Origin of the sequence: Nocardioides aurantiacus, from assembly GCF_003752505.1 — a bacterium.
Lineage (GTDB): Bacteria > Actinomycetota > Actinomycetes > Propionibacteriales > Nocardioidaceae > Marmoricola > Marmoricola aurantiacus.
Map to the genome: position 1 here is coordinate 300,611 of NZ_RKHO01000001.1, position 23,509 is coordinate 324,119.

24 protein-coding genes are annotated in these 23,509 nt (G+C 75.0%); 14 read left to right on the forward strand and 10 right to left on the reverse strand.

Features of this window, described 5'->3' with window-relative positions; translation table 11 throughout:
- Window positions 1-21: 21 nt before the first annotated feature.
- Complete coding sequence (locus EDD33_RS01450; RefSeq protein ID WP_123388820.1) at window positions 22-885, reverse strand: HhH-GPD family protein; 864 nt, start codon at window positions 883-885, stop codon at window positions 22-24.
- Between the two features lie 110 nt (window positions 886-995).
- On the opposite strand from EDD33_RS01450, the gene EDD33_RS01455 reads away from it, so the two are divergent.
- Complete coding sequence (locus tag EDD33_RS01455; protein ID WP_148076910.1) at window positions 996-1,769, forward strand: hypothetical protein; 774 nt, start codon at window positions 996-998, stop codon at window positions 1,767-1,769.
- Window positions 1,770-1,811: 42 nt separating this feature from the next.
- Here the strand turns inward: EDD33_RS01455 and disA are convergent, their stop codons facing one another.
- The gene (disA, locus tag EDD33_RS01460; protein WP_123388822.1) at window positions 1,812-2,906 is read right to left on the reverse strand and encodes a DNA integrity scanning diadenylate cyclase DisA; all 1,095 of its coding nucleotides are present in this window, start codon (window positions 2,904-2,906) and stop codon (window positions 1,812-1,814) included.
- A gap of 10 nt (window positions 2,907-2,916) precedes the next feature.
- Window positions 2,917-4,386 carry a DNA repair protein RadA gene (radA, locus tag EDD33_RS01465; RefSeq protein ID WP_123388823.1) on the reverse strand — a complete coding sequence of 490 codons (1,470 nt, stop codon included), beginning with the start codon at window positions 4,384-4,386 and terminating at the stop codon, window positions 2,917-2,919.
- Window positions 4,387-4,495: 109 nt separating this feature from the next.
- Between radA and EDD33_RS01470 the strand changes: the two genes are divergently transcribed.
- On the forward strand, window positions 4,496-5,572 hold the full coding sequence (locus EDD33_RS01470) for a LacI family DNA-binding transcriptional regulator (protein WP_123388824.1): 1,077 nt from the start codon (window positions 4,496-4,498) through the stop codon (window positions 5,570-5,572).
- Between the two features lie 3 nt (window positions 5,573-5,575).
- On the opposite strand, the gene EDD33_RS01475 is transcribed toward EDD33_RS01470, so the two are convergent.
- The 3 genes from EDD33_RS01475 to EDD33_RS01485 form a co-directional block, all read right to left on the reverse strand.
- Window positions 5,576-6,280, reverse strand: coding sequence for a class I SAM-dependent methyltransferase (locus tag EDD33_RS01475; RefSeq protein ID WP_123388825.1), 705 nt, complete (start codon window positions 6,278-6,280; stop codon window positions 5,576-5,578).
- A 15-nt stretch (window positions 6,281-6,295) separates the two neighbouring features.
- Window positions 6,296-6,934 (reverse strand): VOC family protein, encoded by a 639-nt coding sequence (locus EDD33_RS01480; RefSeq protein ID WP_123388826.1) that lies wholly within the window; start codon window positions 6,932-6,934, stop codon window positions 6,296-6,298.
- A gap of 124 nt (window positions 6,935-7,058) precedes the next feature.
- Entirely contained in the window at window positions 7,059-7,826 is a 768-nt protein-coding gene (locus EDD33_RS01485; RefSeq protein ID WP_123388827.1) for a DUF3109 family protein, read from the reverse strand.
- 66 nt (window positions 7,827-7,892) lie between these two features.
- On the opposite strand from EDD33_RS01485, the gene EDD33_RS01490 reads away from it, so the two are divergent.
- From EDD33_RS01490 to EDD33_RS01500, 3 genes are read left to right on the forward strand one after another with little or no spacing between them, the layout of a single operon-like run.
- Entirely contained in the window at window positions 7,893-8,828 is a 936-nt protein-coding gene (locus EDD33_RS01490) for a Ppx/GppA family phosphatase (RefSeq protein WP_123388828.1), read from the forward strand.
- A gap of 6 nt (window positions 8,829-8,834) precedes the next feature.
- Window positions 8,835-9,638, forward strand: a complete 804-nt coding sequence (locus EDD33_RS01495) for a sugar phosphate isomerase/epimerase family protein (protein WP_123388829.1) — start codon at window positions 8,835-8,837, stop codon at window positions 9,636-9,638.
- Window positions 9,639-9,647: 9 nt separating this feature from the next.
- A complete protein-coding gene (locus tag EDD33_RS01500; protein ID WP_123388830.1) occupies window positions 9,648-11,354 on the forward strand; it encodes a dihydroxyacetone kinase family protein in 1,707 nt (568 codons plus the stop codon).
- 28 nt (window positions 11,355-11,382) lie between these two features.
- Here EDD33_RS01500 and EDD33_RS01505 read toward each other — a convergent pair whose 3' ends face one another.
- A complete protein-coding gene (locus EDD33_RS01505; protein ID WP_123388831.1) occupies window positions 11,383-12,315 on the reverse strand; it encodes an aldo/keto reductase in 933 nt (310 codons plus the stop codon).
- Between the two features lie 116 nt (window positions 12,316-12,431).
- Between EDD33_RS01505 and EDD33_RS01510 the strand changes: the two genes are divergently transcribed.
- The 7 genes from EDD33_RS01510 (at window position 12,432) to EDD33_RS01540 (ending at window position 18,326) form a co-directional block, all read left to right on the forward strand.
- On the forward strand, window positions 12,432-13,361 hold the full coding sequence (locus EDD33_RS01510) for a proline dehydrogenase family protein (RefSeq protein ID WP_123388832.1): 930 nt from the start codon (window positions 12,432-12,434) through the stop codon (window positions 13,359-13,361).
- Window positions 13,358-14,212 (forward strand): pyrroline-5-carboxylate reductase, encoded by an 855-nt coding sequence (proC, locus tag EDD33_RS01515; protein ID WP_281274093.1) that lies wholly within the window; start codon window positions 13,358-13,360, stop codon window positions 14,210-14,212. The genes EDD33_RS01510 and proC overlap by 4 nt, the downstream gene beginning before the upstream one ends.
- A gap of 7 nt (window positions 14,213-14,219) precedes the next feature.
- Window positions 14,220-15,407 (forward strand): acetoin utilization protein AcuC, encoded by a 1,188-nt coding sequence (locus tag EDD33_RS01520; protein WP_246003307.1) that lies wholly within the window; start codon window positions 14,220-14,222, stop codon window positions 15,405-15,407.
- A gap of 182 nt (window positions 15,408-15,589) precedes the next feature.
- On the forward strand, window positions 15,590-15,796 hold the full coding sequence (locus tag EDD33_RS01525; protein WP_056539489.1) for a helix-turn-helix domain-containing protein: 207 nt from the start codon (window positions 15,590-15,592) through the stop codon (window positions 15,794-15,796).
- Between the two features lie 131 nt (window positions 15,797-15,927).
- Entirely contained in the window at window positions 15,928-16,029 is a 102-nt protein-coding gene (locus EDD33_RS01530) for a 30S ribosomal protein bS22 (protein ID WP_081683056.1), read from the forward strand.
- Between the two features lie 16 nt (window positions 16,030-16,045).
- Complete coding sequence (locus tag EDD33_RS01535) at window positions 16,046-17,134, forward strand: NAD-dependent epimerase/dehydratase family protein (protein ID WP_123388833.1); 1,089 nt, start codon at window positions 16,046-16,048, stop codon at window positions 17,132-17,134.
- Entirely contained in the window at window positions 17,127-18,326 is a 1,200-nt protein-coding gene (locus EDD33_RS01540) for a lysophospholipid acyltransferase family protein (RefSeq protein ID WP_123388834.1), read from the forward strand. Before EDD33_RS01535 ends, EDD33_RS01540 begins: the two co-directional genes overlap by 8 nt.
- A gap of 30 nt (window positions 18,327-18,356) precedes the next feature.
- Here EDD33_RS01540 and EDD33_RS01545 read toward each other — a convergent pair whose 3' ends face one another.
- The 3 genes from EDD33_RS01545 to EDD33_RS01555 form a co-directional block, all read right to left on the reverse strand.
- On the reverse strand, window positions 18,357-19,559 hold the full coding sequence (locus EDD33_RS01545) for a DUF5667 domain-containing protein (RefSeq protein WP_123388835.1): 1,203 nt from the start codon (window positions 19,557-19,559) through the stop codon (window positions 18,357-18,359).
- A gap of 193 nt (window positions 19,560-19,752) precedes the next feature.
- On the reverse strand, window positions 19,753-20,535 hold the full coding sequence (locus EDD33_RS01550) for a sigma-70 family RNA polymerase sigma factor (protein ID WP_123388836.1): 783 nt from the start codon (window positions 20,533-20,535) through the stop codon (window positions 19,753-19,755).
- A 104-nt stretch (window positions 20,536-20,639) separates the two neighbouring features.
- A complete protein-coding gene (locus EDD33_RS01555; RefSeq protein WP_170169672.1) occupies window positions 20,640-21,578 on the reverse strand; it encodes an HAD family hydrolase in 939 nt (312 codons plus the stop codon).
- Between the two features lie 44 nt (window positions 21,579-21,622).
- Here EDD33_RS01555 and EDD33_RS01560 point away from each other — a divergent pair, with 44 nt between their 5' ends.
- Window positions 21,623-23,203 (forward strand): AMP-binding protein, encoded by a 1,581-nt coding sequence (locus EDD33_RS01560; protein ID WP_123388837.1) that lies wholly within the window; start codon window positions 21,623-21,625, stop codon window positions 23,201-23,203.
- The gene (locus tag EDD33_RS01565) at window positions 23,200-23,448 is read left to right on the forward strand and encodes a glutaredoxin family protein (RefSeq protein WP_123388838.1); all 249 of its coding nucleotides are present in this window, start codon (window positions 23,200-23,202) and stop codon (window positions 23,446-23,448) included. Before EDD33_RS01560 ends, EDD33_RS01565 begins: the two co-directional genes overlap by 4 nt.
- Window positions 23,449-23,509: the final 61 nt, after the last annotated feature.

Genomic DNA, 23,509 nt, shown 5'->3' on the forward strand with positions numbered 1-23,509 from the left:
CGGGCCGTCGTGGTCAGGCGGCTAGCCCGGCAGGGCGTACCGCCCCTCCTGCCGTACGACGAGCCCGTCGGCGAGCAGGCTGGCGAGCGCACGCTCGCGCTGGACCGGCTCGGGCCAGGCCTCGGCCAGGCGGTCGGGTGAGACCGAGCCGGGGGCGTCGCGCAGCACCGCCATCAGCCGGCCGCGGACCTGGCGGTCGGTGCCGGCCCAGGCCTGGCCGCGCCGCGCGGGTCCGTCGTACGCCGGCCGGCCGGCCGCCAGCCACGCGCACTGCGTGGCGACCGGGCAGTCGCCGCACCGCGGGGAGGCGGCCGTGCAGACCAGGGCGCCGAGCTCCATCACGGCGATCGCCCAGGTGGGGGCGTCGTCCTCGCCGGGGACCAGCGCCTCGGCGCGGTCGCGCTCGGCGCGGGTGACCGAGGGGCCGGGGTGCTCGACGCCGCCGACCGCGCGGGCCAGCACCCGCCGGACGTTGGTGTCGAGCACGGCGTGCCGGCCACCGAAGCCGAAGGAGGCGATCGCGCTGGCGGTGTAGTCGCCGACCCCCGGCAGCGCGATCAGGTCGTCGTAGGAGCCGGGCACCTCGCCCCCGTGGTGCTCGACCACGGCGACTGCCGCAGCGTGCAGCCGGAGCGCGCGCCGCGGGTAGCCCAGCCGGCCCCAGGCCCGCACCGCCTCGCCGACCGGCGCCGCGGCCAGGTCCGCCGGGGTGGGCCAGCGCTCGACCCACGCCTCGAAGACCGGCAGCACGCGGGCGACCGGGGTCTGCTGGAGCATCAGCTCGCTGACCATCACGCGCCACGGGGTCGCGCCGGGGCCGCGCCACGGCAGCTCCCGGGCGTGCGCGGCGTACCACTCCAGCAGGGGCTCGTGCAGCTCGCTCATCGCCGCCGATCCTCGCCCGCGGCCGCCTGGTCGCACCACCCGGGGGTCGCTCCCGGCGTGCCCGGCGTTGCTCCCCCGACGCGGGCCCGCCGCTCGGTACGGTGCTCGGCATGGCTGCCGCTCCTCGACCTCGCGGACGGCTGCCCCGGCGGGTCTACTGGACGCGCCGCCTGCTCGTCCTCGCCGTCGCCCTGGCCGTCGTGCTGGGCCTGGTCCAGCTGGTCCGCGGCTTCGCGCCCGACGACGCCCCCGCCGAGCGGGCGGCCACCAGCAGCGGCACCACCCGCCCCACCCCGCGGGCGATGCCGACCTACGGCCCCGTCGCCGTGCGGGGCCTGACCCCCAAGCAGCGCAAGCAGGCCGTCCAGGCCGCACCGACCGGCGAGTGCCGTGCCGACGAGATCAGCGTGCTGCCCGTCGTCGACACGGCCGAGGCGGGCGGCCGGATCCCGATCCGCCTCGACCTGCAGGGCACCCAGCCGGCCTGCACCTTCGAGGTCTCCGCCGCGTCGCTGGTGGTCAAGGTCGTCACCGACGACGGCACCCGCTTCTGGTCGACCCAGGACTGCGGCCGGGGCGTGCCGAAGAGCGACGTCGTGGTCCGCAGCGCCCAGCCCACCTCGGTCACGGTCACCTGGAGCGGCCGGGCGTCGGACCCCGACTGCACCGACCAGCCCGCGTGGGCCCTCCCTGGCTTCTACGAGGTGTACGCCGCCGCCGCCGGCTCCTCGCCCACGGACGTGCCGTTCGAGGTCACCCGGCCCTCGGTGCGCTACGTGACCGAGACGCCCAGCCCCACCGCGACCCCCAGCGCGACGTCCTCGGGCACCGCGAAGCCGCGCCGCACGCCGTCGCCCTCGCCGTCGGCCAGCCCCACCCGCTAACCCCACCCGCGCGACGGGCCAGGGCGGCTGCTCGCGAGCGGCTCAGACGTAGCGCTCGAGGATGCTGGACTCGGCCAGCCGCGACAGCCCCTCGCGGACGCTGCGGGCCCGCAGCTCGCCGACGCCGTCGACGGCCTGGAGGTCCTCGACCCCGGCCGAGAGCAGCTTCTGGAGCGTGCCGAAGTGCTCGACCAGCCGGTCGACCACGGTGGCGGGCAGCCGCGGCACCTTGGCCAGCAGCCGGTGCCCGCGCGGGGTGACGGCGCCGTCGAGGTGCTCGCCCTGGCCCAGGCCGAGGGCCCGGGCGACGCAGGAGATGTCGACGAGGTCGGCGGGGGAGAGGCCCTCGAGCTCGGCGAGGACCTCCTCGACGGTGTAGGTGCGGCGGCCGCCGGCCTGGTAGTCGCGGACCACCAGGGCACGCTCGGCGTCGACGCCGGTGACGAGCTCCTCGAGCTGCAGCGAGAGCAGTCGCCCGTCGGTGCCGAGCTCGTTGACGTAGTCGTCGATCTCGCGGGCGATCCGGCTGACCATCTCGAGCCGCTGGGCGACCACGGCGACGTCGCGGACGGTGACGAGGTCCTCGATCTCCAGCGCCGAGAGGGTGGAGGAGACCTCGTCGAGCCGGGTCTTGTAGCGCTCCAGGGTGGCCAGCGCCTGGTTGGCGCGCGCCAGGATCGAGCCGGAGTCCTCGAGGACGTAGCGGATGTGCCCGACGTAGATCGCGATGATCTGCATCGACTGCGACACCGAGATGACCGGCGCGCCGGTCTGCTTGGCCACCCGGTCGGCGGTGCGGTGCCGGGTGCCGGTCTCCTCCGAGGGGATGGTGTGGTCGGGCATCAGGTGCACGTTGCAGCGGTGGATCCGGCTGATGTCGCCGTCGACGACGATCGCGCCGTCCATCTTGGCCAGCTCGCGCAGCGCGGTCGGCGAGAACGGCACGTCGAGGGTGAACCCGCCGGTGAGGATGCCCTCGACCTCCTTGTCGTGGCCGAGCACGATCAGGGCGCCGGTGCGACCGCGCAGGATGCGCTCGAGGCCGTCGCGCAGCGAGGTGCCGGGGGCGATCACGGCGAGGGTGGCGCGCAGCCGCGCGGCGTCGTCCGGGCGCTCGGGACGGTCGGAGGCAGCCACGGCCGGGAGTCTAGTGCAGCGTGAAGGGCCGGCCCGTGTCACCGCGGGACGACGGGTCCTCGCGCTGCAGGCCGAGCAGGTCCAGCGCCCGGCGGACGTGGTCGACCTCCACCACCCGCAGGCCGTCGAGCACCTTGCTCTGCCCGGCGCTGCGCGGGGTCTCGGCGGGCATGAAGGCCTGGCGGAACCCCATCCGGCCGGCCTCGGCCAGCCGGGCGCCGAGGTCGCGGACCCGTCGCAGCTCACCGGACAGGCCGAGCTCGCCGATGGCGACGATGTCGCGCCCCAGCGGGCGGCCGAGGTAGGCCGAGACGATCGCGAGGGCGATCGCCGCGTCGTTGCTCGGCTCGGTCAGGCGGGCGCCGCCGACGCTGGAGACGAAGACGTCGTGGGCGTGCAGCCGGATGCCGGCGTGCTGCTGGAGCACGGCCAGGATCAGCGCCACCCGGGCGTGGTCGACACCGGAGCAGGTGCGGCGGGGGCGCTCGTTGGGGCTGTGGGTGACCAGCGCCTGCACCTCGCTGAGCAGCGGCCGGCGGCCCTCCATGCTGACCGCGACGCAGGTGCCGGGCACGGGGCCGTGGCGGGCGTCGAGGAACAGCCCGGTCGGGTCGGTGATCGCGACGATGCCGGTCGCGGACAGGTCGAAGCAGCCGACCTCGTCGACGGGGCCGTAGCGGTTCTTCACCGCCCGCACCATCCGCAGCCGGCTGGTGCGCTCGCCCTCGAACTGCAGCACGACGTCGACGAGGTGCTCCAGTACCCGGGGGCCGGCGATGCTGCCGTCCTTGGTGACGTGGCCGATGATCACCAGCGTGATGTTGCGCAGCTTGGCCATCCGGATCAGCGCGGCCGAGACCTCCTTGACCTGCGTCACGCCGCCCGGGACGCCGTCGACGTCGCCGGCGCTGATGGTCTGCACCGAGTCGATGACCAGCAGGGTCGGCTTGACCTCCTCGACGTGGCCGAGCACCGCACCGAGGTCGGTCTCGGCGGCGAGGTAGAGCTCGGGGAAGATGCCGCCGGTGCGGTCGGCCCGCATCCGCACCTGGGCCGCGGACTCCTCGCCGGTGACGTAGAGGACGCGGTGGCGCAGCCGGGCGGTCTGCGCGGCCACCTCGAGCAGCAGCGTCGACTTGCCGACGCCGGGCTCGCCGGCGAGCAGGATGGCGGCGCCGGGCACCAGGCCCCCGCCGAGCACCCGGTCGAGCTCGGGCACGCCGCTGCTGCGGGCCTGGGAGTCCTCGATCGGCACCTCGCCGATGGGGCGGGCCGGGGCGGTCACCGGGCCGGCCTGCACCCGGCTGCGCGGGGCGGAGCGCTCCACCACCGTGCCCCACGCCTGGCACTCGCCGCAGCGGCCCACCCACTTGCCGGTCTCCCAGCCGCAGTCGCTGCACTGGTAGGCCACCTTGGGGGCGCGGCCCGCGGCCTTGGAGGACGGCTTGGCGGGGGTCCGGTCGGAGCTGGAGAAGGCCATGGCGGCACGCTAGGCCACGGCACCGACAGTCCGCGGGAGCCACCGACGGGCTCGCTGCCGCAGGCGGGTGTCGTACGGTTGGATCGTTCCAGACCCGCCCAGGAGACCCATGAGCCAGCCCATCGACCGGCGTCTGCCCCGCGCCGAGGTGCGCACGCGTCCCGCGGGCCCGCCGACGCTGGCCACGGTGGCCGACGAGGCGGGCGTGTCGCGCCAGACCGTCTCCAACGCGCTCAACAACCCCGACCTGCTGCGCCCCGAGACCCTCGAGCGGGTCCAGGAGGTCATCGAGCGGCTGGGGTACTCGCCCAACCGCGCCGCCCGCCAGCTGCGCACCCGGTCCTCCCACCTCGTCGGGCTGCGCTTCGAGCCCGCGCAGGAGGGCACCAGCAACGCGCTGATGGACCGCTTCCTGCACAGCCTGGTCGCCGCGGCCTCGCGCACCGGCCACCACGTGCTGCTCTTCTCCGGCGACCCCGACGACCCGCTCGACGGCTACGACGACCTGCTGCGCTCCACCGCCGTCGACGCGTTCGTGGTCACCGACACCTACGCCGGCACCCCGCAGGCGGGCTTCCTGAAGGACCGCGACGCCCCGTTCGTCACCTTCGGCCGCCCCTGGGAGGACCCCCACGCCGACCACGCGTGGGTCGACGTCGACGGGGCCGCCGGCGCCCGCGCCGCCACCCGCCACCTGCTCGAGCAGGGCCACCGGCGGATCGCCTGGCTCGGCTGGGAGCGCTCCTCGCGCATCGGCCAGGACCGCCGCAGCGGCTGGGAGGAGGCGCTGCGCGCCGAGGGGCTGGACCCCACCGGCCTCGGGGTCCGGGTCACTGACAACGTCGACGCCGCCCGGATGGCCACCCACCACGTGCTCGACGACCCGACCGTGACCGGGTTCGTGTGCGCCAGCGACACCCTCGGGCTCGGGGTGCTCCACGCCCTCGCCGAGCGCCGGCTCCAGCCCGGGGCCGACGTCGGCGTGGTCGGCTTCGACGACTCCGCCGCCGCGCAGGTCGCCTGGCCCGGTCTCACCTCCGTGCGCCAGCCGCTCGAGGACGTCGCCGTCGCGCTCGTCCACACGCTGCACGACGTGCTGGCGCACCGGCCGGTCGCCGAGCAGGGCCGGATGCTCGAGCCCTCCCTCGTCGTACGCCGCTCCAGCCTGCGGGGCTGGACGCCGTAGCGCTCAGAAGCGCCGGCTCCACACGTTGACGGCGTAGTCGACGGTCGTGCCCTCGTGGCCGGCCAGCACCTCGTCGGCGACCTCGGGGGAGAGCTCGATGCGCACCACGGCCTCGAGGTCCTCCCGCGAGTCGAAGGTCCACGCCATGTCGACCGGGTGCCGCGTCCACCCCTGGGCGTGCCAGAAGTCCTCGACCGCGCGGGGGTCGACCATCGGGTAGCCCCGGCGGAACCACGCGCCGAAGGTCGACCGGGTGGCGTCGTTGTCGATCACGAACGCCCGTCCGCCGGGACGCACGACGCGGTCGAGCTCGCGCAGGCCAGGCTCGCAGCCGGGGCCGAAGAAGTAGGCCCAGCGGGCGTGGACGACGTCCACGGAGGCGGCCGCGAGCGGCAGGTCGGTGACCGAGCCGTGGAGCACGGTGACGCCGGGCAGCCGGCGGGTGCGCCGTCGCGCCACGGCCACCAGCGCGGAGTGGGGCTCGATGCCGACGACCGAGCGGGCGGAGCCGGCGAGCAGGGGCAGGTGGTAGCCGGTGCCGCAGCCGACGTCGAGCACGTCGCGGCCGGCCCAGCCGCCGAGGCGCCGCATCGTCGCGACGAGCGCACCGGCCCGGTCGACGGCGCGGTTCTCGATCTCGTAGACGTCCGCGTGGTGCCAGATGTTCGGGCTCGGGATCGCCCCGGGAGCCAGGTCGGGCTCGGTCACCGGACGGCCGCGGACCTAGAGGCGGACGAGGCCGTTCGGGGTCTGGAACTTGGCGGCGGTGATGCCGGGCGTGCCGTTGGGGGCGACCCACTCGACCTTCACGGCCTCCAGCGGCTGGTCGACGGACTGGCCGAGCCACTCCGAGACGCGCGCCGGGTCGCCGGCGATCTCCAGGCACTCCAGCGAGACCGCGCCCGAGGCGCCGCCGCTGGGGTGGTCGGCCGAGGCGATGTCCCACTCGATGAAGAAGGGCAGCTGCGGGTCGGCCTGCAGGCCCTTGACGCCCAGCTGCTTCCAGAGCAGCTCGGTGCCGTCGGGCCGGTGCCGGTTGCCCTTGACGGCCTCGCGGCCCAGGCGCTGCTCGTGGGGCGCGATGTCGTCGACCGCGACGACCCAGCCGAGCCACCCGCCGCCGAGCTCGGAGCGCGCCCGGACGGCCTGGCCGAACGGAGCCTTGTCCGAGGCGGGGTGGTCCAGGACCTCGACGACCTCGAGGTAGGTGTCCTGGGTCAGGGGCAGGATCGCGTTGCGGGTGCCGAATCGGGGGTGGATGCCACCGGAGCGGAACTCCTCGCCCAACAGCTCCCCGAGGCGTTCGGTGGTGCCCGTGAGTCCACCCGGGCCGGCTGCGAAGACGATGTGGTCGAGACGCATGCCTGATTCTGACCCGGGTAACGAAACGCGACGACACCGGGGGTCTCGGTGTCCTGCCCCTCGTCCCGGCCTGGCGGGAGCCCGCCAGGCCGCGGTGGCGCGGTCCGACCGGTGGCCGGAGCCGTCAGTGACGCGGGTCGGCGGGGTGCAGCGCGAGCGCCGAGCGGGAGCGCAGGTGGCGCTCGCAGGCGGCCGCCAGCACGTCGTACGCCGGCTGCCCCATCAGCGTGACCAGCTCGACCGCGTTGGAGAGGTAGACCGGCTCGGCGCCGACGTGCGCCTCGGTGTTGCCCGAGCAGTACCAGTCGAGGTCGTGGCCCCCGGCGCCCCAGCCGCGGCGGTCGTACTCCTCGATGCCGACCTCGAGGTAGGTGGTGCCGTCCGGCCGCTCGACGTCGCGGTAGGTGCGCCGGATCGGCAGCTGCCAGCACACGTCGGGCTTGGTCTCCACGAAGTGCACGTCACGGTCCAGCGCGAGCCCGTGGAGCGCGCAGCCGTAGCCGGCGGCCGACCCGCGCGGGTTGTGGAAGATGCAGGCGCCGTCGACGACGCGGGTCTTGCGCGCCCCGTCGGCGTCGGTCTCGACCCAGCCCTTGCGAGTCAGCCGGCCGCGCCCGTCCAGCGCCTGGTCACGGTGGTGCCAGTGCGCGTCGTCGAGCCGGTCGACCCAGACCTTGACGCGGTCCTCGTCGTCGCGGTCGGAGAAGTGCGCACCGAGCGTGCAGCAGCCGGAGTCGGGCGCGGTGTCGTAGATGCCCTGGCAGCCCTCGCCGAAGATGCAGGTCCAGCCCGACGTGAGCCAGGTGAGGTCGCAGCGGAACACCTGGTCGGGGTCGGCGGGGTCCTCGAACTCGATCCAGGCACGGGGGAAGACCAGGTCGACCTCGGGCACCGGGTCAGCCTAGGCCAGCCCGGGTGACCCGCCGCCGGCGCGCCGCGCCCCCGGTAGCCTCGGGGCATGCGCCTCGGTGTGCTCGACATCGGCTCCAACACGGGGCACCTCCTCGTGGTCGACGCCTACCGCGGGGCGGCGCCGCTCCCGGCCTCCTCGGCCAAGGAGCCGCTGCGCCTGGCCGAGCACCTCGCCGACGACGGCACCATCACCACCGCCGGCGTCGACGCGCTGACCGCGTTCGTGGGTCGCGCGCTCGAGCTGGCCGAGGACAAGGGCTGCCAGCAGGTCTTCTCCTTCGCCACCTCCGCCATCCGCGAGGCCGGCAACGGCGAGGAGGTGCTCGCCCACGTGCAGGAGCGCACCGGCCTCGAGGTCGTGGTGCTGCCCGGCGAGGACGAGGCCCGGCTGACGTTCCTCGCCGTGCGCCGGTGGTTCGGCTGGTCCTCGGGCCGGCTCGCCGTCTTCGACATCGGCGGCGGCTCGCTCGAGGTCGCCGGCGGCGACAGCGAGGTGCCCGACGTCGCCTGGAGCCTGCCGCTCGGAGCCGGGCGGCTCGCCCGGCGGCACTTCGCGTCGGGCCGGCCCGACGAGGCCGCGCTGCGACAGCTGCGCCGCCGGATCCGGGCCCAGGTCGCCGAGGACGCCGGCTCGCTGCTGCGCGGCGGCGCGCCCGACCACGCGGTCGCGACGTCGAAGACCTTCCGCTCGCTGGCCCGCATCTGCGGCGCGGCGCCGTCCAGCGAGGGCCTGTTCGTACGCCGGGTCCTGCCGGCCGACGAGCTGCGCGACTGGGTCCCGAAGCTGATCGCGATGGACGTCCAGGAGACCGCCGAGCTGCCGGGCGTCTCGGCGAGCCGGGCCCACCAGGTGGTGGCGGGGGCGCTGGTCGCCGAGGCCGTGATGGACGTCTTCGACCTGCGCGAGCTGGAGATCTGCCCCTGGGCGCTGCGCGAGGGCGTCATCCTCGACCGGCTGGACACGCTCGGCTCGGCGGGCTGAGCGCGCGTGCCCCTCTTCGGTCTCTCCACCGCCTCGGTCTACCCCGAGCCCACGGCGCACGCCTTCGACTACGCCGAGCGGCTCGGCTACGACGCCGTCGAGGTGATGGTCAGCATCGACGTCGTCAGCCAGGAGACCGACCGGATCCTGGCGCTGCGCGACCAGCACGGCGTCCCCGTCTGCGCGGTGCACGCGCCCTGCCTGCTCATCACCCAGCGGGTCTGGGGCACCGACCCGTGGGTCAAGCTCGAGCGCAGCGCGGAGATGGCCGCGGCGCTGGACGCCGACGTCGTGGTCGTCCACCCGCCGTTCCGCTGGCAGCGCGACTACGCGGCCGGGTTCGTGGCGGGGATCGCCGAGCTGGAGCGGCGTACGGGCATCGCCTTCGCGGTCGAGAACATGTATCCCTGGCGGGCCACCTCCAAGCGCGAGCTCAAGGTCTACCAACCCGGCTGGGACCCCTCGGAGGAGTCCTATGCGAACACCACGCTCGACCTCTCCCACGCGGCGACGGCGCAGTCCGACCCGCTGGCGATGGCGCAGCGGCTCGGCGACCGGCTGCGGCACGTGCACATGACCGACGGGAGCGGGTCGCCCAAGGACGAGCACCTCGTGCCCGGCCGCGGGGCGATGCCGACCGGTCCGCTGCTGGAGCACCTCGCCGGGCGCGGGTTCGAGGGCCACGTCGTGGCCGAGATCAACACCCGCAGGGCCGACGACCCCGAGGAGCGCGAGTCCGACCTGCTCGAGACGCTCGCCTACACCCGGCTGCACTTCGCGGCGCCCGACGCCGCACCACGCCGTGACTAGGGTCACCCCATGAAGAAGCTGATCAACGAGGTCGGGGACGTCGTCCCGGAGATGCTCGAGGGCCTGGTCGCCGCGAACCCCGGACTGGTGCTGCTCGACGGCCAGACCGTGGTGGTCCGGCGCGACCACGCGGACCTCGCCCGCGACGGCGTCGTGGCGATCGTGTCCGGCGGCGGGGCCGGCCACGAGCCCGCGCACGGCGGGTACGTCGGCCCGGGGATGCTCACCGGTGCCGTGGTCGGCGACGTGTTCACCTCGCCCTCCACCGACGCCGTGCTCGCCACGCTGCGCACCGTGGGTTCCGGGCCGGGCGCGCTGCTCGTGGTGAAGAACTACACCGGCGACCGGCTCAACTTCGGCCTCGCCGCCGAGATCGCCCGCACCGAGGGCCTCGACGTCGAGATGGTCGTGGTCGGCGACGACGTGGCCCTCGCGGCGGAGGGCGACCACGCCGGTCGGCGTGGCATCGCCGGCACCGTGCTGGTCCACAAGGCCGCCGGGGCCGCGGCGGCCCGCGGCGACGACCTCGCCGGCGTCCGCGACGTGGCGCAGCGGGTCGCCGAGGGCGTCCGCTCGATGGGCGTCGCGCTCGGCGCCTGCACCGTGCCCGCCGTCGGTCGGCCGGGCTTCGAGCTGGACGAGGACGAGGTGGAGTGGGGCCTGGGCATCCACGGCGAGGCCGGCGTCGAGCGGGGTGCGCTGGTGGGCGCCGACGCCGTCGCCGAGCGGCTGGTGGGGGCGGTGGCCGACGACGCCGACCTGGCCGACGGCGACCGCGTCGTGCTGCTGGTCAACGACCTCGGCACCACCCCGCCCAGCGAGCTCGACGTCGTGGCCCGTGGCGCGGTGCGCGTGCTGCGCGGGCGCGGCGTACGCGTGGAGCGGCTGTGGGTCGGGGCCTTCCTCACCGCCCTGGACATGCCCGGCTGCTCGGTCTCGGTGCTGCCCGTCGACGACGACCTGCTCGCGCTGCTCGACGCGCCGTCGGAGACCTCCGCCTGGCCGGCCGCCCACCGCGGCCGCGTGACCGCGGAGGGCGAGGAGCGGCTGCCGGCCCCGGAGGACGCCGCCGCGGCGGCCGACCCGGTCCCGGGAGGCGCCCCGGACGGGCCCGTGCGCCGTGCGCTGGAGGCGGCCTGCGCCGCGCTGCGCGAGGCCGAGCCCGAGCTGACCCGGATGGACGGCGAGGTCGGCGACGGCGACCTCGGCACGGGCCTGGCCCGCGGCGCGACCGCGGTGGAGCAGGAGCTCGACGGCTACGCGGGCGACGCGGCGGGCACGCTGCGCGGTGCCTCGGCGACGCTCCGGCGGGCGATCGGCGGCACCTCGGGACCGCTCTACGCCATCCTGCTGCTGCGCGCGGCCGCCGAGCTCGACGAGCGCGGCGAGGACCCCCGGTCCTGGGCCCACGCGCTGCGCGCCGGCGCGGACGGCATCCGTGAGGTGGGCGGCGCCGAGGTGGGCGACCGCACCATGCTCGACGCCCTGGTGCCACTCGCCGACACCCTGGCCGCCGCCCTCGACGAGGGCGCCGACCCGGGCGAGGCGCTGGCCCGTGCGGTCGAGGCCGCCCGCGAGGGCACCGCCGGCACGGCCGACCGGGTCGCCCGGGTCGGTCGCTCGAGCTATCTCGGCGAGCGCGTCCGTGGCACGCCCGACCCGGGCGCCCACGCCGTCGTGGTCTGGGCCGAGGCGGTGCAGCGCACCCTGGCCTGACCGACCGACCGACCGGTCGGCGGCCGGGTCAGGTCCAGGGCAGCGAGCGGCGGTGCTCCCAGTACGCCGCGGCCGGCTCGGCGTGCCCCTCCCACCCGCCCGCCGGGACGACGAGGTCCCGCGCGGCCAGGTTGGCGTGGAGCTGCGCCGTCGTGCTCGCCCCGGCCAGCACGACGTCGGCCCACGGCTGGGCCGCGGCCACGGCCAGCGCCACCGCGTCGGGGGTGCTCGACAGCTCGTGGGCCGCCGTCGCCAGGACGCTCTGCGGACCGGCCAGGCGGCCGTTGGCCATCGCCTCCTTGACCACCACCAGCCACCCGGCGTCGTGGGCCCGCGCCAGCGCCGGGCCGGCGGAGGGCTCGAGCGGGTTCCAGGTCGACTGCACCGTGGTGAACGGCGGGTCCGGCAGCGCGAGGGCCCGGCGCAGCACGTCGGCCTGGTCGGGCCCCGACGTCGAGAGCCCCACCCGGACCCCCTCGTCGGCCAGCGCGCGCAGCCGCCGCAGCACGGCCTCGTCGCCGAGCGCCGGGCTGTCCGAGGTCAGGCTGTGCACGAGGTAGAGGTCGGGCGGACCGCCGAGGGCGGCCAGCGTCTCGGGCCACTGCCGCTCCAGCGTGGCCACGGAGTGGTCCTTGGTCTCGTGCTCGGCGGCGCCGGGGGAGAACCCGGCGACGTAGGTGTAGCCCCACTTCGACCCCACCCGCACCTCGCGGCGGCGCGCCGGCGCAGCGGCCAGCCAGCCGCCCAGGAACTCCTCGGCGGCGCCGTAGGACCGGGCGGCGTCGTAGTGCCGGACGCCGGCCTCCCACGCGGCGTCGAGCACGGCCACCGCGTGCGAGCGCAGCCGCTGCACGTCGTACCGCTCGGGGCCGGCGTCGGCGGCGAGGTCGTCTCCGTGGCCCAGGTTGAGGTACTCCGGGCGCCCCAGCGCGGCGGTGCCGAGGCCGAGCTCGGCGCTCACGGGAGCGGGTGTCGCGGGTCGTGGACGGACATGCGCGCCATGGTGCCAGCCCGTGGTGGGGTGGGCGGGCGTCCCGGGGATACCGTGGCCGCACGTCCGTCGAGGGGGGAACGCCCGTGCTCCGTCAGCTGCTCCTGCTGCTCTCCCGCAGCCCTGCTGTGAAGGGCCTGGTCACCCGGGTCCCGGTCAGCAGTGCGATCGTCACGCGCTACGTGCCGGGCGAGGCCACCGAGCAGGCCGTGGCCGCCACCACCGAGCTGGCCGCCGACGGCCTGCAGGTGACGCTGGACTTCCTCGGCGAGGACACCCTCGACCAGGCGCAGGCCGAGTCGACGGTCCAGGCCTACCTCGAGCTGCTGGAGGCGCTCGGTCGTGCGGGCCTGGCCCGGCACGCCGAGGTCAGCGTCAAGCTCTCCGCCGTCGGCCAGGCGCTGCCCGAGGTGGGGGAGCGGCTGTCGACCGACAACGCCCGCCGGATCTGCGCGGCGGCGCACCAGCTCGGCACCACGGTGACCCTCGACATGGAGGACCACACCACCACCGACCGCACCCTGGCCACGCTGCGCGAGCTGCGGCGCGACTACCCCGAGACCGGCGCGGTGCTGCAGGCCTACCTCCACCGCACCGAGGCCGACTGCCGCGACCTCGCCCACGAGGGCAGCCGGGTGCGGCTGTGCAAGGGCGCCTACAACGAGCCGGAGTCGGTGGCCTTCACCGACCGCCACGAGGTCGACAGGTCCTACGTGCGCTGCCTGAAGGTGCTGATGGCCGGGTCCGGCTACCCGATGGTCGCCACCCACGACCCGCGGATGGTCAAGATCGCCGCGGCGCTGGCCACCCGCAACGGCCGGATGCCCGGCACCTACGAGTTCCAGATGCTCTACGGCATCCGCGCCGAGGAGCAGCAGCGCCTGGCCCGGGCCGGCGAGCAGGTGCGGGTCTACCTGCCCTACGGCGACGAGTGGTACGGCTACCTGATGCGCCGCCTCGCCGAACGCCCCGCCAACCTGACCTTCTTCCTGCGCTCGCTGGTGTCGCAGAAGTGAGCGCCGAGCAGCCCGGAGCCGGCGCCGCGTCCCCGCTCTCCTCCGGGACCACGACAGCGGTGATCGGCGCCGGGGTGATGGGGGAGACCCTGATCTCCGGGCTGGTGCGCGGCGGCCACGACCCCTCGCTGCTGCTCGTGGTGGAGAAGCGGGTCGACCGGGCGCAGGTGCTCGCCGACCGCTACGGCGTCCGCGTCGTCGACGACCTCGCCGCGGTCGCCGTGGCCGACACCGTCGCGCTGGTCGTCAAGCCGCAGGACATGTCCGAGGTGCTGGCCGAGGTCCGCGACCACGTCGTCCCCGGCCAGCTCGTGGTCAGCCTGGCCGCCGGCATCACCACCGCCTTCGTCGAGGCCCGGCTGCAGCCGGGCGTCGCCGTGGTGCGGGTGATGCCCAACACCCCGGCGCTGGTCGACGAGGGGATGGCCGCGATCTCGGCGGGCAGCCACTGCGACGTCGAGCACCTGGCCCGCGCCGAGGCGATGCTCGCGGTCACCGGCAAGGTGCTGCGCGTCCCGGAGAAGCAGCAGGACGCGGTGACGGCGATCTCCGGGTCCGGTCCGGCCTACCTCTTCTTCGTGGTGGAGGCGATGATCGAGGCCGGCGTCCACCTCGGCCTCCCGCGCAGCACCGCCACCGAGCTGGTGGTGCAGACCGTGGTCGGCTCCGCGACGCTGCTGCGCGAGACCGGCGAGCACCCGACGGTGCTCCGCGAGCAGGTGACCTCGCCCGGGGGCACGACCGCGGCCGCCATCCGCGAGCTGGAGGACCACAAGGTCCGCGCCGCCTTCCTCACCGCCATGGAGGCCGCCCGCAACCGATCGGTCGCCCTGGCCCGCGACGAGGACTGAGCGGGTCGTGGACGAGCACCGCAGCTGCCGCGCCAGCCTGGTGTACGACGAGTCGCTCACCGGCTACGACTTCGGGCCCGAGCACCCGATGAACCCCGTCCGGGTCGACCTGACCGTGGACCTGGCCCGGCACGCCGGGGTGCTGGACACCCTGAGCGTCGTCGCCGCGCCCGACGCGACCGAGGACGACCTCGTCACCGTGCACGACCCGGCGATGATCGAGGCGGTGATGCGCTCCAGCCGCGACCCCGCCCTCACCGACCTGCCGCGCGGGCTGGGTGGCGACGACAACCCCACCTTCGCCCGGATGCACGAGGCCGCACGCCACGTCGTCGGCGCCAGCGTCGAGGCGGCCCGTCAGGTGTGTACCGGGCAGGTCGACCACGCCGCCAACATCGCAGGCGGCCTGCACCACGCGATGCCCGACCGGGTCAGCGGCTTCTGCGTCTACAACGACGTGGCGGTGGCGATCCGGTGGCTGCTGGAGCACGGCGCCGAGCGGGTGGCCTACGTCGACGTCGACGTCCACCACGGCGACGGCGTCGAGCGGATCTTCTACGACGACCCCCGGGTGCTGACGATCTCGCTGCACGAGACCGGGCAGATGCTGTTCCCCGGCACGGGCTTCCCCGCGGAGTCCGGCGGTCCCGACGCGGTCGGGACCGCGGTCAACGTGGCGCTGCCGCCCGGCACCGCCGACGCCGGCTGGCTGCGCGCCTTCCACGCCGTGGTGCCGCCGCTGCTGCGGGAGTTCGCCCCGGACGTGCTGGTGACCCAGCAGGGCTGCGACAGCCACCGCGACGACCCGCTGGCCCACCTCGCGCTCAGCGTGGACGGGCAGCGGGCGAGCTACCTCGCGCTGCACGAGCTGGCCCACGAGACGGCGGGCGGGAAGTGGGTCGCGCTCGGCGGCGGCGGCTACGCCGTGGTCGACGTCGTGCCGCGTGCCTGGACCCACCTGCTCGGGGTGCTGGCCGGTGCCCCGCTGGCGACCGACGTGGCGACCCCGGAGGCGTGGCGCGAGGGGGTGCTGGAGCGGCTCGGCGTGCGGGCGCCGTCGCGGATGACCGACGGCCGCTCCGCGGCGTACAAGGACTGGGGCGAGGGGTTCGACCCCGACACCTGGCTGGACCGCGCGGTGCAGGCCACGCGCGACGCGACCTTCCCCGAGCACGGCCTCGACCCGATGCTGTAGCACCGCCGCCCGCCGGGGTGGAAGCGGCGCCCGCGCCTGGCGCAAGCCGACACGCCGCAACCTCATGAGTCACATGCACGATTTTGTGGCACACGGGTCACACGAGCCCTATCCTTCTCACAGCGCACGTGGGGTCGTCGTGGGACAGCCGGGGGACGTGCAACAGAAAGCTTGGTGTGACCATGCCGACCAACAAGCCGGGAGACATCTCCGAGGTGAAGTTCCTGACGGTGGCCGAGGTCGCCGCCCTGATGCGGGTCTCGAAGATGACCGTCTACCGCCTCGTCCACAACGGCGAGCTGCCCGCCGTCCGCGTGGGCCGCTCGTTCCGCGTCAGCGAGGACGACGTCGACGAGTACCTCAAGACCAGCTTCTACGACGCCGGCTGAGCTCCGGGCCCCGCCCGCTGTCCGCGCTCCGGCGCGATTGGGAGGGGCCGGGGGTCGACGGCTAGGCTGTGGCTTCTGCGCCGCCGGGTCCCGACGGCGCTTCCGAATCAGCCTCAACGAATAGGTCCGACGTGGGTTCTGTCATCAAGAAGCGCCGCAAGCGCATGGCGAAGAAGAAGCACCGCAAGCTGCTGAAGAAGACGCGCGTGCAGCGTCGTCGTCTGGGCAAGTAAGGACCTAGCCCCGACCATGGGCCACGTCGTCCTCGTCACCGGCGTCGCCGGCGACCTCGGGCGCCGCTTCGCGGCGCAGCTGTCCGAGGCGCCGGGGGTCGACCGCGTCGTCGCGGTCGACGTCCTGCCTCCTCGGGGCGACCTGGGGCAGGCGCACTTCGTCCGCGCCGACATCCGCAACCCGGTCATCGCCAAGGTGATGGTGCGCGAGCGCGTGGACACCGTGGTGCACGCCAGCGTCGCGGCCACCCCCGCTGCGGCGGGCGGGCGGTCCTCGACCAAGGAGCTCAACGTCATCGGGACGATGCAGCTCCTGGCGGCCTGCCAGCAGGCCCCCGACGTGCGCAAGCTGGTGCTGAAGTCCAACGCGGCCTTCTACGGCGCCTCGCACCGCGACCCCGCGAAGTTCACCGAGGGCATGACCGCCAAGCGGCTCGCCGGCGGCGGGTTCGCCAAGGACGTCAACGAGGTCGAGTCCTACACCCGCGGCTTCGCTCGCCGACGTCCCGACGTCGACGTCACGACGCTGCGGCTGGCCAACGTGATCGGGCCGCGGATCACCACCGCGATGTCGGGCTACTTCCGGCTGCCGGTGGTGCCGACCGTGCTCGGCCACAACCCCCGGCTGCAGCTGCTGCACGAGCAGGACGCCCTCGACGTGCTCCAGCACGCCACGCTGAGCGAGGTCACCGGCACCTACAACGTCGCCGGCGACGGCGTGCTCACCCTCGCCCAGGCCGTACGCCGCCTCGGTCGCCCCTCGGTCCCGCTCCCCGGCTTCGCCGTGCCCTCCTTCGGCTCGGCGATCCGGCAGACCAAGGTCGCCGACTTCTCGCCCGAGCAGGTCGCCTTCCTCACCTACGGCCGCGGCATGGACACCACCCGGATGCGCACGATGCTCGGGTTCGAGCCGCGCTACACCACCGCCCAGGCGCTCGACGACTTCGCCACCTCGCTCACGCCCGGCCTCCTGGGGCCGGACCGGCTCCGGGCCGCCGAGCACGCCCTGGCCGGTGCGCTCCACGCGGTGAGCACCCCCGCGCGGTCCGCCGCCCCCACGGCGACCGCCCCCTCGCTGCTCGGACGGGAGGACCACGATGGGTGACGCCGAGATCATCCCGATCGGCACCCGCGGCCGCCCCGGTCGCGGCAACGGCGGGGAGCGCCCGTCGGCCGGCAGCCGTGGCCTCGCCGCCCGCACCCCGCGGCCCCGCGACACCGACCCGGTCGAGGCGCCGTCTCCGGCCGATTCCGTGGCGTCCGCCGTCGACGGGCCGCCCGCCGCCGACGCGCCGGTCGCGCCCGCGCAGCGCACGCCCGGCCCGACAGAGCCGACCGGGACGACCGGGCCGACCGCGTCCGACCGCGCCCCGGCCCGCACCGAGCACCGCCTGCCGGGTCCGGCGATCGCGCCGCGCGAGTGGCTGGCCGCGCTCACCCGCACCGCCCAGGAGATGTTCGGCGAGAGCTGGGAGCCGCGCCTGGCGCAGTTCCTGGCCGTGCTGCGGCGCCGCCTGACCGGCGAGTTCGTGGTCGACGACTTCGGGTTCGACGCCGAGTTCACCGACCGGTTCCTGCTCAGCGCGCTGCGCCCGGTCGCGCAGAAGTGGTTCCGCATCGAGGTCATCGGCGCCGACAACATCCCCGACGTCGGTGGCGCGCTCGTGGTCTCCAACCACTCCGGCACGGTCCCGGTCGACGGGATGATGACGGCGGTCACCGTCTTCGACCACACCGGTCGCCACCTCCGCCCGCTCGGGGCCGACCTGGTCTTCAAGCTCCCGCTGGTGGGCGACCTCGCCCGTCGCGGCGGCGCCACGCTGGCGTGCAACGAGGACGCCGAGCGGATGCTGCGCGAGGGCGAGCTGGTCGGGGTCTGGCCCGAGGGGTTCAAGGGCATCGGCAAGCCGTTCAGCGAGCGCTACAAGCTGCAGCGGTTCGGTCGCGGCGGCTTCGTGTCGGCGGCCATCCGGACCGGCGTACCCATCGTGCCGACGTCGGTCGTGGGGGCCGAGGAGATCTATCCCCTCGTCGGCAACGTGCCCTCGCTGGCGCGGCTGCTGGGCGTGCCCTACCTGCCGATCACGCCACTGTTCCCGCTGCTCGGGCCCCTGGGGCTGATCCCGCTGCCCTCGAAGTGGCTGATCGAGTTCGGCGAGCCGATCCGCACCGACGAGTACGACGCGGGCGCGGCCGACGACCCGATGCTGGTCTTCAACGTCACCGACCAGGTGCGCGAGTCGATCCAGCAGACGCTCTACACCCTGCTGATGAAGCGGCGCTCGGTCTTCTCCTGACGCCTCCGCCGGTCCTCCGGCTGAGCACCCTCAGGGCAGCAGCCCTCCGGTGACGCCGGTGACGGTGTCGTCGAGGTCCTCGGTGACCTTCTCGACGCCGTCGAGCGCCGGGCCGACCTCGGGCACCGTGGTGCGCAGCGTGCCGGTCACGCCGGTGACGGTGCCGGTGACGCCCTCGAGCAGGTCGCGGACAGGGCGGTCGGAGAGCACCTTCGGCGTCTCGGTGCGCGGGGTGATCGTGCTGGCGACCGGACCGTGCTGGTCGACCTCGACCGGGGGCACCTCGCGCTGCAGCTCCTCGGACGCCCCCACGTCTCCGGCGCTGCGCTGGGCTGCGTCGCGCAGGTCGCGCAGCTCCCCGAGCCGGAGGTCCTCCATGGCCCGGCGGTCGAGGCCGGCCTGGGCCACGGGACGCGCGAGCAGGGCGTCGACCGTGGCGCGGCCGGCGCCGGCGGCGACCGAGGTCGGCATCACGAGCTCCTCGCCCTGGCAGCCGGGGCAGAGGTCCTGCGCCCGCAGGTCGAGGTCGGCCAGGGTGTCGGCGGCGTCCACGAGGGCAGCGGCGACGACGGGCTCGGCGTCCTGCGAGAGCGTGTCGAGCGCCTTCATCTGCGCGGCGGCGAAGCTGCGGACGGCGACGACGTCGGCCTGGTCCTGCTCGGCCTCGTAGGCGGCGAACAGCCGGGAAGACCCGTCGGCGGCGGACGCGCGGAACGACCGCAGCGCGCCCGTCACGAGGCGGTCGTCGGCGCCCTCGTCCTGCAGCTCCTGGGCCTCCTGGAGGCGGGTGGCGGCCTGGTCGAGCACGGACCGGCCCTTGCGGGCCTCGCCCACGGCGAGCGTGGTGCCGACCTGCTCGGTGCCGCGCTTGACCGGGTAGAGCGTCTCGCCCGGCAGGGCGTCGCCCGACGCGGCGGCCAGGCCGGCGGTGCTGCCGACGATGACGAGCGAGGCGGCGACCGCGCCGACGCGGCGGCGGGCCGGGGTGACGGGCCGCAGCGTCCGGACGACGGCGGTGCGGTCGGGGACCAGCTCGGTCTCGGCGGCGGCCATCAGGCGGGCGCGGAGGTCGGAGCTGAACCCGGCACGGGGCTGCACGGCCGGGTGCTCGGTGAGCAGCCCGACGGTGCGGACCAGACGGGCCTGGCGTGCGGACTCCTCGGCCGTGCCGGCGCCGTCGAGGACGCGCTGGAGCTCCTCGGCGGTGCCGCGAGATGAGGAGGTGGGGCTCATGCGGGTCGTCCTGAACTGCTGGTGGTGGCGTCCGGGCCACGGCGCAGGGCCGGGCTCGGCGTACATCCTGTCGAGCCCCACAACGACGCGTCGCGCGGCGAAGTTATGGCGCTGGACAAGTTACCGTCCGGCAACATCCACCCCTCGGACAGCCGGACATTCCGGACGGCGTACGGCGGGGTCGTGGGGGGCCTCATCGGAGGTCCTCCGGCAACGCCTTGGCGAGGTTGCGGACCCCGCGCAGCTGCAGCTGCTTGACCGCCCCGGCGCTGCGACCGAGGACCTCGGCGGTCTCGGCGATCGAGAGCCCCTGCAGGAACCGCATCACCAGGCAGTCGCGCTGCTCGGTGGGCAGGTCGCCCAGCGCCTCCATCAGCGCCTCGTTCGTGAGCGAGGCGAGCACGGCGCTCTCGGGGCCCTCGGCGGTGCTGTCGAGGGTGCCCATGTCCTCGGTGGTGTGCTCGAGTCGCGTGCGGCCCGCCTTGTAGTGGTCGGTGGTGAGGTTGCGCGCGATGGTGGTCAGCCAGGCGCCGAAGTCCTTGCCCTGCCAGCGGAAGGTGCTCATCGCCCGGAGCGCGCGGAAGAAGGTGTCCGAGGTGAGGTCCTCGGCCAGCTGCACCGAGCCGACGCGGTAGTAGAGGAACCGGAAGACGCCGGAGTGGTAGTGGTCGTAGAGCTGGCCGAACGCCTCGGCGTCGCCGCCGCGGGCGAGCTCGACCAGCGCGATCAGCCGGGCCTGCTCGGCCTCGTCCTCGGCCGAGGACGCCGCCTGGTCGGCGTCGCCGTGGTCGCCGGGACCGCTGCCGGGCCCGGTGGTGCCCGCCGCGGTGCTGGACTGCGCCATGAGCAGCCATCCCGCCGGGGTGGTCGCCGGGGGGAGGGCCGGTCCCGCCGGCACCGGCGCGGGGGCGAGCAGCACCTCCAGGACGGCGCGTCGGAGCGCGTCGAGCCCGCGAAGGACCTCGTCTCGCTCCATGGCACGCTCCCACCGGCGTGACGCCGGTCTCCCCTTGGCTGACCAGTTGGTGAGACTACGCGTCCGGTGAACGCCTGTGAACCGAAACGGCCCGGCAGATCTGGCTAGAGCACGCGCCGCCGCAGCGCGTTGCCGGCGGCGGCCGTGCCGGCGACCGCTCCGGCCACCGCGGCGGTGAAGACGCCGGCGCGCGCGGCCTTGCGTGCGGTGCGGTAGTCGCGGACCCGCCAGCCCTGCGCCTTGGCGTGGTCACGCAGCCGGGCGTCGGGGTTGATGGCGCAGGGGTCGCCGACCAGGGTCAGCAGCGGGAGGTCGTTGTAGGAGTCGGAGTACGCCGAGCAGCGGGCCAGGTCGAGGCCGAACCGGTCCGCCAGCTCGCGCACCGCCACCGCCTTGGCCGAGCCGTGCAGCATCTCGCCGACCAGCTCGCCGGTGTAGACGCCGTCGACGTGCTCGGCCACCGTGCCGAGCGCGCCGGTGAGGCCGAGCCGCCGGGCGATGATGGTCGCGATCTCGATCGGTGCCGCCGTCACCAGCCACACCCGCTGGCCCTCGTCGAGGTGGAGCTGCGCGAGCGCGCGGGTGCCGGGCCAGATCCGGTGGGCCATCCGCTCGTCGAAGATCTCCTCGCCGAGCGACTCCAGCTCCTCGACGGTGTGGCCCGCGATGAAGGAGAGCGCCGAGGCGCGGGCGTCGGCGACGTGCTCGGGGTCCTCGACCCCGACGACGCGGAAGTAGACCTGCTTCCAGGCGGCGCCGAGGATGTCCTTGGTCGTGAAGAACTCGCGGCGGTGCAGGCCCCGGGCGAGGTGGAAGATCGAGGCGCCCTGCATCACGGTGTTGTCGACGTCGAAGAACGCCGCCGAGGTCTGGTCGGCCTCGATGCTGAGCGCGCTCTCGACCTCGGCGATCGCGGCGGCGGCCTCGCCCGCGAGCTGGGAGCGGCGCTGCAGGTTGGGCGGTCGCGGCGGGGCCTTGCGGGAGGGGCGGGAGGGGCGTGAGGGCCGCTTGTCGCCGGGGCGGCCGGGCGGCGGAGGGGTCACGCGGCACAGCCTAGGGGCACCTCGCCGTGTGGGAGACTCCTCCGATGGAGTCCAACGTCGCCGACCTCCTGACCCGGGCGTGCGTCGAGGAACCGGGCAAGACGGCGCTCTCCGAGGCCGTCACCGGTCGCAGCGTGACCTGGGCCGGTCTCGACGACCTGGTGCAGCGGGTGGTGCAGGGCCTGGCCGACGCCGGCATGGTCGCCGGCTACCGCGTGATGATCGCGGCGGGCAACAGCATCGAGTTCGTGGCGGCCTACCTCGGCGTGCTGCGGGCCGGGATGGTCGCGGTGCCGGTCAACCCGCGCAGCGTCACCGGTGAGCTGGTGCGCGTCCTCGTCGACTCCGGCACCCGGATGGTGGTGGCCGACGCCGCCACCGTCACGACCGTGCGCGCCGCGGTCCGCGGGCTCGGCGAGGCCATGGCCGCCGCCGGCCAGGAGGCCTCGGCGCGGCCCCGCATCGTCACGGTCGGCACCACGCTGGAGCCGGGGGAGCGCGGCTGGGACCAGCTGGTCTCCCGCAGCGGTCGGCCCACGCCGGTCCGCCCGGACCCCGAGGGCCTCGCGGTGCTGCTCTACACCAGCGGCACCTCCGGTCGTCCCCGCGCGGCGATGCTGTCGCACCGCGCGCTGCTGGCCAACGTCGAGCAGGTCGCGGCCGCCGACCCGCCCATGGTCACGGGTCGCGACGTCGTGCTCGGCGTGCTGCCGCTCTACCACGTCTACGGCCTCAACGCCGTGCTCGGCCAGGTGGTGCGCCAGCACGCCCGGCTGGTGCTCGTCGACGGCTTCGACCCCGAGGGCTCGCTCGACCTGATCGAGGACGAGGCCGTCTCGGTCGTCCCGGTCGCGCCACCGGTCTTCTCGGCCTGGCTGGCCGTGCCCGGCCTGGAGGAGCGGCTCGGTCCGGTGCGGCTCGTGCTCAGCGGCTCCGCGCCGCTGGCGCCCGAGGTGACCGAGGCCTTCACCGAGCGCACCACCGTGGAGGTGCACCAGGGCTACGGCCTGACCGAGGCCGCGCCCGTGGTCACCTCGACCCTCGGGCAGCCGCTGCGGCCGCGCTCGGTCGGACGTCCGCTCGCGGGCATCGAGGTGCGCCTGGTCGACGAGGCGGGCCGCACCCCCGAGCACGCCGACGCCGGGCAGATCGAGCTGCGCGGCGCCAACCTGTTCTCCGGCTACTGGCCCGACGGGGCCGGGGGGCCCGACGCCGAGGGCTGGTGGGCCACCGGCGACGTCGGCTACCTCGACGCCGACGGCCACCTCTACCTCGTCGACCGGGTCAAGGACCTCGTCATCGTCTCGGGCTTCAACGTCTACCCGGTCGAGGTCGAGGAGGTCGTCGGCGAGCTGGCCGAGGTGGCGCAGGTCGCGGTCGTCGGGGTGCCCGACGCGGCGACCGGCGAGGCCGTCGTGGCCTACGTCGTGCCGTCGGGCTCGCGGCTCTCGGCCGACGAGCTCCGCGACGTCGTACGCCGCCACTGCGCCGACCGGCTGGCCCGCTTCAAGCAGCCCACCGTCGTCGAGGTCGTCGACCAGCTGCCCCACACCGCGACCGGCAAGGTGCAGAAGGGTCGGCTCCGCGCCGAGGCCCGCCGCCGCGACCCCGGGTTGCTGCGGTGACCGCCCGCGTCACGCTCTACACCCGCGTCGGGTGCCACCTGTGCGAGGAGGCCCGCGTGGTCGTCCAGGCGGTCTGCGACGACCTCGGCGAGGCCTTCGAGGAGGTCGACGTCGACTCCGCGGTCGAGCTGCAGGAGGCCTACAGCGACCAGGTGCCGGTCACGCTGGTCGACGGCCGGCGCCACGACTTCTGGCGCGTCGACGAGCGGCGGCTGCGCACTGCGCTGGCCCGTCCCGCCGGCTGAGCCGAGACCCTCCCGGTCAGGTCAGCAGCCAGGTCAGCGGCAGGTCAGGGGCCGGTCAGGG